Origin of the sequence: Salmonella sp. SAL04157, from assembly GCF_046551635.1 — a bacterium.
Lineage (GTDB): Bacteria > Pseudomonadota > Gammaproteobacteria > Enterobacterales > Enterobacteriaceae > Salmonella > Salmonella enterica.
This window is the reverse complement of sequence record NZ_JBGDVS010000003.1, coordinates 460,152-473,459: the sequence shown is the minus strand read 5'-3', so window position 1 is coordinate 473,459 and position 13,308 is coordinate 460,152. Positions and strand designations below refer to the sequence as shown.

General features: G+C 52.5%; 12 protein-coding genes. 11 read left to right on the top strand and 1 reads right to left on the bottom strand.

All coding sequences use genetic code 11. The features are described from left to right. Nucleotides 1-37: 37 nt before the first annotated feature. A complete protein-coding gene (locus tag ACLJRE_RS09275) occupies nucleotides 38-1,618 on the bottom strand; it encodes a TerC family protein (RefSeq protein WP_000454712.1) in 1,581 nt (526 codons plus the stop codon). A gap of 674 nt (nucleotides 1,619-2,292) precedes the next feature. Here ACLJRE_RS09275 and ACLJRE_RS09270 point away from each other — a divergent pair. From ACLJRE_RS09270 to ACLJRE_RS09220, 11 genes are all read left to right on the top strand, one after another. Continuing rightward, nucleotides 2,293-3,432: a polysaccharide export protein gene (locus tag ACLJRE_RS09270; protein ID WP_000978077.1), complete on the top strand. Its 1,140-nt coding sequence runs from the start codon at nucleotides 2,293-2,295 to the stop codon at nucleotides 3,430-3,432. 5 nt (nucleotides 3,433-3,437) lie between these two features. Continuing rightward, on the top strand, nucleotides 3,438-3,887 hold the full coding sequence (gene wzb / locus ACLJRE_RS09265; protein ID WP_000482224.1) for a low molecular weight protein-tyrosine-phosphatase Wzb: 450 nt from the start codon (nucleotides 3,438-3,440) through the stop codon (nucleotides 3,885-3,887). Then, the gene (gene wzc / locus ACLJRE_RS09260) at nucleotides 3,884-6,043 is read left to right on the top strand and encodes a tyrosine-protein kinase Wzc (protein WP_023202786.1); all 2,160 of its coding nucleotides are present in this window, start codon (nucleotides 3,884-3,886) and stop codon (nucleotides 6,041-6,043) included. The genes wzb and wzc overlap by 4 nt, the downstream gene beginning before the upstream one ends. Before the next feature lie 86 nt (nucleotides 6,044-6,129). Continuing rightward, nucleotides 6,130-6,972, top strand: coding sequence for a colanic acid biosynthesis glycosyltransferase WcaA (gene wcaA / locus ACLJRE_RS09255; RefSeq protein ID WP_000205695.1), 843 nt, complete (start codon nucleotides 6,130-6,132; stop codon nucleotides 6,970-6,972). A gap of 2 nt (nucleotides 6,973-6,974) precedes the next feature. Beyond that, nucleotides 6,975-7,463, top strand: coding sequence for a colanic acid biosynthesis acetyltransferase WcaB (gene wcaB, locus ACLJRE_RS09250; protein WP_000888724.1), 489 nt, complete (start codon nucleotides 6,975-6,977; stop codon nucleotides 7,461-7,463). Then, entirely contained in the window at nucleotides 7,460-8,677 is a 1,218-nt protein-coding gene (wcaC, locus tag ACLJRE_RS09245) for a colanic acid biosynthesis glycosyltransferase WcaC (protein WP_023212546.1), read from the top strand. The genes wcaB and wcaC overlap by 4 nt, the downstream gene beginning before the upstream one ends. After that, on the top strand, nucleotides 8,652-9,866 hold the full coding sequence (gene wcaD, locus ACLJRE_RS09240; protein WP_000091402.1) for a colanic acid polymerase WcaD: 1,215 nt from the start codon (nucleotides 8,652-8,654) through the stop codon (nucleotides 9,864-9,866). The genes wcaC and wcaD overlap by 26 nt, the downstream gene beginning before the upstream one ends. A gap of 12 nt (nucleotides 9,867-9,878) precedes the next feature. Beyond that, the gene (gene wcaE, locus ACLJRE_RS09235; protein ID WP_000480134.1) at nucleotides 9,879-10,625 is read left to right on the top strand and encodes a colanic acid biosynthesis glycosyltransferase WcaE; all 747 of its coding nucleotides are present in this window, start codon (nucleotides 9,879-9,881) and stop codon (nucleotides 10,623-10,625) included. A 15-nt stretch (nucleotides 10,626-10,640) separates the two neighbouring features. Then, the gene (gene wcaF / locus ACLJRE_RS09230; protein WP_001153603.1) at nucleotides 10,641-11,195 is read left to right on the top strand and encodes a colanic acid biosynthesis acetyltransferase WcaF; all 555 of its coding nucleotides are present in this window, start codon (nucleotides 10,641-10,643) and stop codon (nucleotides 11,193-11,195) included. Between the two features lie 23 nt (nucleotides 11,196-11,218). Then, nucleotides 11,219-12,340 (top strand): GDP-mannose 4,6-dehydratase, encoded by a 1,122-nt coding sequence (gene gmd / locus ACLJRE_RS09225; protein ID WP_000048160.1) that lies wholly within the window; start codon nucleotides 11,219-11,221, stop codon nucleotides 12,338-12,340. Between the two features lie 2 nt (nucleotides 12,341-12,342). Next, a complete protein-coding gene (locus ACLJRE_RS09220) occupies nucleotides 12,343-13,308 on the top strand; it encodes a GDP-L-fucose synthase family protein (RefSeq protein ID WP_001041702.1) in 966 nt (321 codons plus the stop codon).

Genomic DNA, 13,308 nt, shown 5'->3' with positions numbered 1-13,308 from the left:
CCTGCCTGGTAAGCAGGCCGGGGCAGGCGAACAGACGTTACATCTCCGGGTCTGGCTCGCCGTTATGGAGCGGAATTAACTGCACTTTCTGCACTCGATGGCTTTCTACCTGCAATGTTTTCAGCAAATAATCACCCACCTGAACCTCTTCACCGGTTTGCGGTATGCGCTGCAAATATTCCATCAATAATCCGGCAATCGTATGGTATTCCCGTTTTTCATCCAGCGGCAGCGGCACGTACTGCACCAAATCCTCCAGCGGCATATGGCCGTTTGCTGTCCAGGAACCGTCCGGGTTCTTCTGAATATCGTGGCGGGCGTCAATTTCCTCGACTTCATTCGGCAGATTTCCGGCAATAGTCTCCATGACATCGCTTAATGTCACAATGCCTTCAACCGAGCCAAACTCATCTACGACAAAGGCAAAATGGGTTCTGGCGTTACGGAACTGCTCCAGCGCAGGCAGCAGCGGCAATGTTTCCGGGAAAACCAGCGGTTGGCGAATCAGCGCTCGCAGGTTGAGCGGTTCGCCGCGCAGCGATTGTTGCAACAGATCGATGACGTGGACGACGCCGAGTAAATCTTCCTGTTCATTTTCACCCGTCACGACCAGACGCGTATGCTGGTTCTTTTCCAGCAGAGCGCGGATTTCCGCTTCCGGCGCGTTGAGATCGATATGCTCGATATCATGACGCGACGTCATGATGCTACTTACGGTGCGCTGGTTGAGATTCAGCACCCGCTCAATCATCCTGCGCTCCTGCGGATTAAAAATCTGGCTGTCGTCATGGTCTGCCAGCATCGCGGCGGTTTCCGCATCCAGTTCGGCATCCTCTTTTTTACCGCTAATCAGCCGCATCACGGCCTCCGTTGTGCGCTGGCGCAGCGTATGGTTAGCGGAAAGAAAACGGCGGCGGTTAAAAATAGCCAGTTGGTTGAGCGCCTCGATCATCACCGAGAAGCCGATAGCCGCGTACAGATACCCTTTCGGAATGTGGAAACCAAACCCTTCCGCCACCAGGCTAAAGCCGATCATTAGCAGGAAGCTAAGACACAAAATGACAATGGTGGGATGGTTGTTCACAAATCGGGTCAGTGACTTGCTGGCGAGCAGCATCAGGCTAATGGCGATTATCACTGCCGCCATCATGACCGCCAGGTGATCGACCATCCCCACGGCGGTAATCACGGAGTCGAGAGAAAAGATAGCGTCCAGCACCACGATTTGCGCGACCACCGCCCAGAATTTCGCCCCCTTACGCTGGGTAGGGTTGGCGCTATCTTTCCCTTCCAGCCGTTCATTGAGCTCCATGGTGGCTTTAAAGAGCAGGAAGAAGCCGCCGAACAGCATAATCAGATCGCGGGCGCTGAAGCTTAACGCCTGTACGCTAAAAAGCGGCTTAGTCAAGGTGACCAGCCACGAGATTGACGCCAGCAGCAGCAGACGCATGATCATCGCCAGTATCAGGCCGGTAATGCGCGCGCGGTCGCGCTGCCCCGGCGGTAGTTTTTCAGCGAGGATGGCAATAAAGACCAGGTTATCAATGCCGAGAACAAGTTCGATAACGATTAACGTTACCAGTCCGGCCCAGATTGACGGATCGGCAATCCATTCCATAGTAAGAGCAATACCTTCTGTAATATGACAATTGTCACAATTCGATCATGGATAATACGGCGGAAAAATGCAATGCCGCAGAGCAATTTATCTTTGTTACGCGGCTATAAAATAACTTTAAAATAGCCGTAATGTTTCTGTCGGAAACTAAATAATGTCAAGAATATATTTAGGAAATATCGCAGATGGAGTGGAGTAAATAAATATTGTCAACATCAATAAAATCCTAAAATCATCTGTTAATTCATTTAATATTAATCTTAAAAATATAGAATGGCGGGTTTGTTACCTTGCCTGTCATTAGGTTAGCTGCAACAATTCTTGCAGGATTAAGATAGCGCTCTTAAATATCCTGTCACGACATCGAGAAAACTATTAATACGTAACCTTTATTTCGCTGAAGATTTTTATCTGAACGAGGATGAAATCGGAGGGGAATGCGAAAATTTAGAATAATCAGTGTATTGGTAGCTAAGAAGCCAGGGGCGGTAGCGTGCCTGAAAGCCTGAATATAAGCCTTTATTATTCTGTCAATAGCCTGCGGATGAATTGATTTTTTTTCAGAATGATGCCAGTTAATTTTCTCTGCCATTAACTGCAAGGTAAATGTGCACGGACGAAGCCGCTATTTAAATTGCACAGGATAATGACTCTGCCAAAGTGATAAATAATCAATGATGAAATCCAAAATGAAATTGATGCCATTATTGGCGTCGCTCAGCTTGATAAGTGGTTGCACAGTACTTCCGGGCAGCAATATGTCTACGATGGGGAAAGATGTGATCAAACAGCAAGACGCTGACTTTGATCTCGACCGGATGGTCAATGTGTATCCGCTGACGCCACGGTTGGTTGAGCAATTACGCCCGCGGCCCAATGTCGCGCAACCGAATATGTCGCTGGACCAGGAGATCGCCAGCTATCAGTATCGCGTCGGGCCTGGCGATGTGCTGAATGTCACCGTCTGGGATCACCCGGAATTGACCACGCCAGCAGGCCAGTACCGTAGCTCAAGCGATACCGGCAACTGGGTACAGCCGGACGGCACCATGTTTTATCCCTACATTGGCAAGGTTAGCGTCGTCGGTAAAACTTTGTCAGAGATTCGCAGCGATATTACCGGGCGTTTAGCGAAGTACATCGCGGACCCACAGGTGGATGTCAATATCGCCGCTTTCCGCTCGCAAAAAGCGTATATCTCCGGCCAGGTGAATAAATCCGGTCAGCAGGCCATTACTAACGTACCGCTAACCGTCCTGGATGCGATTAACGCTGCGGGCGGCCTGACCGATATGGCGGACTGGCGCAACGTCGTGCTGACGCACAACGGCAAAGAACAGCGCATTTCGCTACAGGCGCTGATGCAAAATGGCGATCTTAGCCAGAACCGCTTGCTCTACCCTGGCGACATTCTGTATGTGCCGCGCAATGACGATCTGAAAGTCTTTGTCATGGGCGAAGTGAAAAAACAGAGCACCCTCAAAATGGATTTCAGCGGTATGACGCTCACCGAAGCATTAGGCAATGCGGAAGGCATCGATCTGACCACCTCCAACGCCAGCGGCATTTTTGTGATTCGTCCGTTGAAAGGCGAGGGGGGACGCGGCGGCAAGATCGCCAATATCTACCAGCTTGATATGTCTGACGCTACGTCATTGGTGATGGCGACGGAATTCCGACTTCAGCCTTACGATGTGGTGTACGTCACGACCGCGCCGGTTGCTCGCTGGAACCGTCTGATCAATCAGTTGCTGCCAACCATTAGCGGTGTCCGTTATATGACGGATACGGCCAGCGACATTCATTCCTGGTAATCGTTATGTTTAACAAAATTTTAGTGGTCTGTGTGGGGAATGTTTGCCGTTCCCCGACGGCGGAACGTTTGCTAAAGCGCTTTCATCCCTCGCTGACGGTTGCGTCCGCCGGATTAGGCGCGCTGGTCGGCAAAGGCGCCGATCCTGCGGCGGCGAGCGTGGCGAGCGCCCACGATCTGTCTTTGGAAAATCACTGCGCAAGGCAAATTTCCGCGCGTCTGTGCCGGGAATATGACCTGATTCTGACGATGGAGAAACGTCACATCGCCGCCCTGTGCGACATTGCACCGGAAATGCGCGGCAAGGTAATGCTGTTTGGTCACTGGGACAGCGAGCGTGAAATACCGGACCCGTATCGCAAAAGCCGCGATGCGTTTGAGGCGGTGTACACATTACTGGAAAGGTCTGCCCGCCAGTGGGCGCAGGCACTGAATGCAGAGCAGGGAAAACCATGACAGAAAAAGTAAAACAATCTGCGGCGGTTACGGGTAGCGATGAAATCGATATCGGGCGTCTGGTCGGAACGGTGATTGAAGCGCGTTGGTGGGTGTTGGGGACGACGGCCATCTTTGCGCTGTGCGCGGTAATTTATACGTTCTTCGCCACGCCCATCTATAGCGCCGATGCGCTGGTACAGATTGAACAAAACGCCGGTAATTCGCTGGTACAGGATATCAATAGCGCATTAGCGAATAAGCCGCCGGCTTCCGATGCGGAAATTCAGCTCATTCGATCGCGCCTGGTGCTGGGGAAGACCGTTGACGATCTGGATCTGGATATTGCCGTCACCAAAAACACCTTTCCGCTGTTCGGCGCCGGGTGGGAGCGGCTGATGGGACGTCACAATGAAAGGGTGAAAGTCACGACATTCACCCGACCAGAGACGATGAGCGGACAGATCTTCACCCTCAAAGTGCTGGGCGACAAACGTTATCAGTTGGTTAGCGACGGCGGATTTAGCGCGCAGGGCGTTGTGGGCCAGCCACTCAATAAAGACGGCGTGACGATGCGGGTAGAAGCGATTGACGCCCGTCCTGATACGGAATTTACGGTGAGTAAATTCTCAACGCTTGGCATGATTAATAACCTGCAAAATAACCTCACCGTAACGGAAACCGGCAAAGATACCGGCGTTCTGAGCCTGACGTTCACGGGAGAGGATCGCGACCAGATCCGCGAAATTCTCAACAGTATTACCCGTAACTATCTGCAACAGGATATTGCGCGGAAATCTGAAGAGGCGGGGAAGAGCCTGGCGTTTCTGGCAAAACAACTGCCGGAAGTCCGCAGCCGTCTGGATGTGGCGGAAAACAAGCTAAACGCTTTCCGCCAGGATAAAGACTCGGTGGATTTACCGCTGGAGGCGAAGGCGGTGCTCGATTCGATGGTTAATATCGACGCCCAGTTGAATGAGTTGACGTTTAAAGAGGCGGAAATTTCCAAGCTCTTTACCAAAGCGCATCCGGCTTACCGCACCCTGCTGGAAAAACGTAAAGCGCTGGAAGATGAAAAAGCCAAACTGAACGGGCGGGTGACGGCAATGCCGAAAACCCAGCAGGAGATTGTGCGTTTGACCCGTGATGTGGAGTCCGGCCAGCAGGTTTATATGCAACTGCTTAATAAACAGCAGGAGCTGAAAATCACCGAAGCCAGCACCGTTGGCGACGTGCGCATCGTTGACCCGGCGATTACCCAGCCGGGCGTGCTGAAGCCGAAAAAGGCGTTGATTATTCTCGGCAGCATTATTCTGGGATTAATGTTATCGATTGTCGGCGTGCTGCTGCGCTCGCTGTTTAATCGCGGTATTGAAAGCCCGCAGGCGCTGGAGGAGCACGGGATCAGCGTCTATGCCAGTATTCCGCTGTCGGAATGGCAAAAAGCGCGCGATAGCGTCAAAACCATTAAAGGAATTAAGCGTTACAAGCAGAGCCAACTGCTGGCGGTGGGCAATCCGACCGATCTGGCGATTGAGGCGATTCGCAGCCTGCGCACCAGCCTGCATTTCGCCATGATGCAGGCGCAAAATAATGTACTCATGCTCACAGGCGTCAGCCCCTCTATCGGCAAAACCTTTGTTTGCGCCAACCTGGCGGCCGTCATCAGCCAGACGCATAAACGGGTATTACTGATCGACTGCGATATGCGCAAGGGCTACACCCATGAACTGCTCGGCACCAATAACGTGGACGGCTTATCTGACATTCTGGCGGGCAAAGGCGAGATAGCCTCCTGCGCGAAACCCACGGCGATCGCTAATTTTGATCTTATTCCGCGCGGTCAGGTACCGCCTAACCCATCAGAACTGCTGATGAGCGAGCGCTTCGGCGAGCTGATCGCCTGGGCAAGCAGCCGCTACGACCTGGTATTAATCGACACGCCGCCGATTCTGGCCGTGACGGACGCCGCGATTGTGGGTCGCCACGTCGGGACGACGCTGATGGTGGCGCGTTATGCCGTCAACACTTTAAAAGAGGTGGAAACCAGTCTGAGCCGTTTTGACCAGAATGGCATTCAGGTCAAAGGCGTCATTCTCAACTCCATTTTCCGCCGGGCGACGGGCTACCAGGATTATGGCTATTACGAGTATGAATACCAGTCAGATTCCAAATAAAAAATAAGGCGTGCCGGATGGCGCGGCCTGTGACTGTAGGCCGGACAAGCGTAGCGCCATGCGGCAAAACTATCTGGGGAATAAGCATGACAACAGACAATCCGCTGATCTCAATTTATATGCCAACCTGGAACAGGCAGCAGTTGGCTATCCGGGCGATTAAATCAGTACTACGTCAGGACTACCGTCACTGGGAGATGATCATCGTGGATGATTGCTCCTCGTCTTATCAGCAGCTACAACAATTTGTTGAGGAGCTGAACGACCCGCGCGTCCGTTATACCCATAACGCCAGGAATACTGGCGCCTGCGCGGTTCGCAACCAGGCCATTATGCAGGCGCAAGGGCATTACATTACCGGTATTGATGATGACGATGAATGGACGCCAAACCGTCTGAGCGTGTTTCTGGCCCATAAACACCAGTTGACTACGCACGCCTTTTTGTATGCCAACGACTATGTGTGCGAGGGCGAGGTCTACTCTCAGCCTGCCAGCCTGCCGCTGTATCCGAAATCCCCTTATTCGCGCCGCTTGTTCTACAAGCGCAATATTATTGGCAATCAGGTTTTTACCTGGGCCTGGCGTTTTAAAGCGTGTTTGTTCGATACCGAACTCAAGGCGGCGCAGGACTACGACATTTTTCTGCGCATGGTGGTGGAGTATGGCGAACCGTGGAAAGTCGAAGAGGCGACGCAAATTTTACATATCAACCACGGCGAGATGCAGATTACCTCTTCGCCGAAAAAGTTCTCCGGCTATTTCCATTTTTATCGTAAGCACAAAGATAAATTTGATCGCGCCAGTAAAAAATACCAGCTTTTTACCCTGTACCAAATTCGCAATAAGCGAATGACCTGGCGCACGTTGCTGACGTTGCTCTCCGTGCGTAATAGCAAACGCCTGGCGGCCGGGCTGCGGGGGCGATAACGATGCTGGAAGACTTACGCGCGAATAGCTGGAGCTTACGCCCTTGTTGCATGGTGCTGGCCTACCGTATCGCTCATTTTTGTTCCGTCTGGCGCAAAAAGAATGTGCTGAATAATCTGTGGGCCGCGCCGGTGCTGGTGCTGTATCGCGTGATCACGGAATGCCTGTTCGGGTATGAAATCCAGGCCGCCGCGACCATTGGTCGGCGGTTCACTATCCATCATGGTTACGCGGTAGTGATCAACAAACATGTCGTCGCCGGTGACGATTTTACCATTCGCCACGGCGTCACCATTGGCAATCGCGGCGCGGACAGCCTGGCTTGTCCGGTGATTGGTCACGGCGTTGAGCTGGGGGCGAATGTCATCCTGCTTGGCGATATTACTATCGGTAATCACGTCACGATTGGCGCGGGTAGCGTGGTGCTTGACAGTATTCCGGACCATGCACTGGTGGTGGGAGAAAAAGCACGGGTGAAGGTCAGCACATGAATATTCTGCAATTTAATGTACGGCTGGCGGAAGGCGGCGCGGCGGGAGTGGCGTTGGATCTCCATCTGCGGGCGCTGCAAAAAGGGCTGACGTCGCGTTTTATCTATGGTTATGGCAAAGGCGGAAAAAAAAGCGTCAGTCACCACCGCTATCCGCAGGTGATAAAACAGACGCCGCGCGGCACGGCAATCGCCAATATCGCGCTATTTCGTTTCCTGAATCGCGATCTGTTTGGCAATCTCGACAATCTTTACCGCACGGTTATCCAGACATCCGGCCCGCTGGTGCTGCATTTTCATGTTCTCCACAGTTACTGGCTAAACCTGGCGGACATCGTGACGTTTTGCGAAAAAGTCAAAGCGCAAAAACCGGACGTCACTCTGGTCTGGACGCTGCACGATCACTGGAGCGTCACCGGGCGCTGCGCCTTCACCGACGGTTGCGAGGGCTGGAAAAGCGGCTGCCAAAAATGCCCGACCCTAAGCAATTATCCGCCGGTCAGGGTGGATCGGGCGCACCAGCTTATTGACGGCAAACGTCAGCGCTTTCGGGACATGCTGCGGCTGGGCTGCCGGTTTATTTCGCCGAGCCAGCACGTGGCCGAGGCCTTTAACAGCGTTTATGGCGCGGGGCGCTGCCAGATTATTAACAACGGTATCGATCTGGCGACCGAGGCGATTCTCGCGCAGCTATCACCTGTGCCGCTGAATCCGGGCAAACCGCGAATTGCCATTGTGGCGCATGACTTGCGTTACGACGGCAAAACTGACCAGCGTCTGGTACACGACATGATGGCGCTGGGCGAAAAAATTGAACTGCATACCTTTGGTAAATTTTCGCCTTTTACTGGCCAAAACGTTGTTAATCACGGTTTTGAAACCGATAAGCGCAAATTAATGAGCGCGCTCAATAAGATGGATGCGCTGGTCTTTAGCTCGCGGGTCGATAACTATCCGTTGATCTTGTGTGAAGCGCTCTCGATCGGCGTACCGGTAATCGCCACCCACAGCGAGGCGGCGCAGGAGGTGCTGGCGAAATCCGGCGGCCAGACCTTTGCCGCTACAGATGTACTGCGCCTGGCGCAGCGGCGTAAGCCAGAGATTGCTCAGGCGGTATTTGGCACAACACTGGACGCCTTTCGTATGCGTAGCCGCGTCGCGTACAGCGGTCAACAGATGCTGGAGGAGTATGTCTCGTTCTATCAGAATCTGTAGCTACCTGCTGCTGCCGCTGATCTACCTACTGGTCAATGTCAAGATTGCCCAACTGGGGGAAAGCTTTCCCATTACCATCGTCACTTTTTTACCGCTGTTGCTGCTGTTATTTGTGGAACGCATTAGCGTAAAAAAATTGATGATCGCCTTAGGCATCGGCGCGGGGCTTACGGCATTTAACTTCCTGTTCGGCCAGTCGCTGAATGCTGGTAAATATGTCACGTCCACGATGCTGTTTGTCTATATTGTGGTCATTATCGGGATGGTCTGGAGTATCCGATTCAAAACCATTTCCGTGCATAACCACCGAAAGATTTTGCGTTTTTTTTATCTGGTGGTGGGTATAGTGGTCGCGCTCGCCGCGGTTGAGATGGCGCAAATTATCCTTACCGGCGGCAGCAGTATTATGGAAGGAATTTCGAAATATCTCATTTACAGTAATAGCTACGTACTGAACTTCATAAAATTTGGCGGTAAGCGTACCACTGCGCTTTATTTTGAACCGGCATTTTTCGCTTTGGCACTAATCTCAATTTGGCTGAGCATCAAACAGTTTGGTATCAAAACACCGAAAAGCGATGCTATGATTCTGGCAGGGATAATATTATCAGGATCATTTTCAGGGGTAATGACCTTTATCCTGTTTTATCTTCTGGAGTGGGCGTTCCAATATTTGAATAAGGATGCGATAAAGAAAAAACTTCCACTGGCGCTGGTCTCATTAACCCTGTTTTTGGTTGGGGTAATTATTGCATTTCCTTATATCGCGACACGACTTGGCGATTTAGGGACGGAAGGCTCATCTTCTTATTATCGTATTGTGGGCCCCTTAGTCATGGTCGGATATTCCTTGACCCATATTGATGGTGTAGTCAGATTTGGCTCACTTTATGAATATGTCGCATCATTCGGAATCTTTAACGGTGCGGATGTCGGGAAAACCATAGACAATGGATTGTATCTACTGATTATTTATTTTTCCTGGTTCGCAGTGCTAATGACGCTGTGGTATATGGGGAAAGTTTTAAAAATGGCGCTAAATGCGTTTGGCGATAATCGCAATTTTCGGGTGCAGCTCTATCTTTTTACGCCGGTGTCGCTGTTTTTTACCGGTTCAATATTTAGCCCGGAATATGCTTTTTTAATCGTCTGTCCGTTCATTTTGCGCAAGGCGTTAAAAATTTCATAACGGGGTGGTGGCATGTTTTTAAGCGTCGTTACCGTCGCCTTTCGCAATTACGAAGGGGTGGTAAAAACCTGGCGCTCGCTGCGCAATCTGGCGCGCGATCCGGGTCTGTCATTTGAATGGATCGTAGTGGATGGCGGTTCGGAGGACGGCACGCGCGAATTTCTGCAAAAACGTCACGGTGAGTTTAACCTGCGTTTTATCAGTGAAAAGGATCGCGGTATTTATGATGCCATGAACAAAGGCATTGCGCTGGCGCAGGGGCGCTATACCCTGTTTCTTAATTCCGGTGATGCGTTCCATGATGATGCCGCGCTGTTTGTCCGCCAACTGGCGCGACAAAAGGGCGAGGCGATGTATATTGGCGACGCGCTGCTGGATTTCGGCGGCGGGCATAAAATACGCCGGAAGGCTAAACCCGGGTATTATATCTACCATAGTTTGCCAGCCAGCCATCAGGCGATATTTTTCCCGACGGTAGCGTTAAAAAAGTATCCTTATGATCTGCAATATCATGTCTCTTCAGATTATGCGCTGGCGGCCCGTCTCTATAAAGCAGGCTATCCTTTTCGGCGAATTAACGGACTGGTATCTGAATTTTCGATGGGCGGCGTGTCAACCTCGAATAATCTGGAATTATGTCAGGATGCAAAAAATGTACAGCGAAAAATATTACGTGTGCCAGGGTTTTGGGCGCAATTATCCTATTTATTACGTCTGAAAACGACGGGTAAAACAAAAGCGCGGTATAACAAAGTCTAATCACCGGGAGTTATTATGCAGGATCTTAGCGGCTTTACGGTGCCGAAAGGGTTCCGCGGCGCTAATGCGCTAAAAGTACAATTATGGTGGGCGGTACAGGCGACATTATTCGCCGGGTCGCCGCAAATATTGTATCGCTGGCGAGCTTTTTTGCTACGTCTGTTTGGCGCCAAAATTGGAAAGAATGTGGTTATCCGACCGTCAGTAAAAATTACCTATCCGTGGAAATTAACCGTCGGCGATTATGCCTGGGTAGGCGACGACGCTGTGTTATATACGTTGGGTGAAATTAATATTGGCGCACATGCGGTCATTTCACAAAAAGGGTATTTGTGTACCGGTAGCCATGATTATACCAGCGCCCATTTCGATATTAACGCCGCGCCGATTGTTATTGGCGAAAAATGTTGGCTGGCAACCGATGTTTTTGTCGCGCCCGGCGTGACGATAGGTCATGGCACCGTCGTCGGCGCGCGCAGCAGCGTATTTAAATCATTACCGGCAAATGCGATTTGTCGGGGCAATCCCGCAGTGGTAACGCGCCAGCGCGTTCAGAAAGTTACTCCCTAACGGGACTATTTGAGGAAATGAAAATGTCAAAAGTCGCTCTCATTACTGGCGTAACCGGACAGGATGGGTCTTACCTGGCAGAATTTCTGCTGGAAAAAGGGTATGAGGTGCATGGTATCAAGCGCCGCGCGTCATCGTTTAATACCGAGCGCGTGGACCATATTTATCAGGACCCGCACAGCTGCAACCCGAAATTTCATCTGCATTATGGTGACCTGACCGACGCCTCCAACCTGACCCGCATTTTACAGGAAGTGCAGCCGGACGAGGTCTACAACCTGGGCGCGATGAGCCACGTGGCGGTGTCGTTTGAGTCGCCGGAATATACCGCCGATGTGGATGCGATGGGCACGCTGCGCCTGCTGGAGGCGATCCGCTTCCTCGGTCTTGAAAAGAAAACGCGGTTCTACCAGGCCTCCACCTCTGAACTGTACGGTCTGGTGCAGGAAATTCCGCAGAAAGAGACCACGCCGTTCTACCCGCGTTCCCCCTATGCGGTAGCGAAACTGTACGCCTACTGGATCACCGTCAACTACCGTGAATCCTACGGTATTTACGCCTGTAACGGCATTCTGTTTAACCACGAGTCCCCGCGTCGCGGCGAAACCTTCGTCACCCGTAAGATCACCCGCGCCATCGCCAATATCGCCCAGGGACTGGAGTCCTGCCTGTATCTCGGCAACATGGACTCGCTGCGCGACTGGGGTCATGCGAAAGATTACGTGCGAATGCAGTGGATGATGTTACAGCAGGAGCAGCCGGAAGATTTCGTGATTGCCACCGGCGTGCAGTATTCCGTACGCCAGTTTGTGGAGCTGGCGGCGGCGCAACTGGGGATAAAACTGCGCTTTGAAGGCGAAGGCATTAATGAAAAAGGGATCGTGGTATCCGTTACCGGACACGATGCGCCGGGCGTGAAACCGGGCGATGTGATTGTGGCCGTTGATCCGCGTTATTTCCGTCCGGCGGAAGTGGAAACCCTGCTGGGCGACCCGTCCAAAGCGCATGAGAAACTGGGCTGGAAACCGGAAATCACCCTGTCGGAGATGGTCTCCGAGATGGTGGCGAACGATCTGGAGGCCGCGAAAAAACACTCACTGCTGAAATCTCACGGTTACGAGGTGGCCATCGCGCTGGAGTCCTGAGAATGAATAAGCAACGAATTTTTGTGGCGGGCCATCGCGGGATGGTGGGCTCCGCCATTGTACGGCAGCTTGCGCAGCGCGGCGACGTGGAACTGGTGCTGCGCACCCGCGATGAGCTGGATCTGCTCGACGGGCGCGCGGTACAGGCGTTCTTTGCCGGGGCGGGTATCGACCAGGTTTATCTGGCGGCGGCGAAAGTGGGCGGCATTGTCGCCAACAACACGTATCCGGCGGATTTTATCTATGAAAACATGATGATAGAGAGCAACATTATTCACGCCGCGCACCTGCACAACGTGAACAAACTGCTGTTTCTCGGTTCGTCCTGTATCTATCCGAAACTGGCAAGGCAGCCGATGGCGGAAAGCGAGCTGCTGCAGGGAACGCTGGAGCCGACTAACGAGCCGTATGCCATCGCCAAGATCGCCGGGATTAAACTGTGCGAGTCCTACAACCGGCAGTACGGTCGCGACTACCGTTCGGTGATGCCAACCAACCTGTACGGCCCGCATGACAATTTCCATCCGGACAATTCACATGTGATCCCGGCGCTGCTGCGCCGCTTTCATGAGGCTGCGCAGAGCCATGCGCCGGAGGTGGTGGTGTGGGGCAGCGGCACGCCGATGCGCGAATTTCTGCATGTTGACGATATGGCGGCGGCCAGTATTCACGTGATGGAGCTGGCGCGCGAAGTGTGGCAGGAGAACACCGCCCCGATGCTGTCGCACATTAACGTCGGCACTGGCGTGGACTGCACCATCCGCGAGCTGGCGCAGACTATCGCAAAGGTTGTGGGTTACCAGGGCCGGGTGGTGTTCGACGCCACGAAGCCGGACGGCACGCCGCGTAAATTGCTCGACGTCACGCGCCTGCATCAGCTTGGCTGGTATCACGAAATATCACTGGAGGCAGGGCTTGCCGGTACTTACCAGTGGTTCCTTGAGAATCAGCAACGGTTCCGGGGGTGA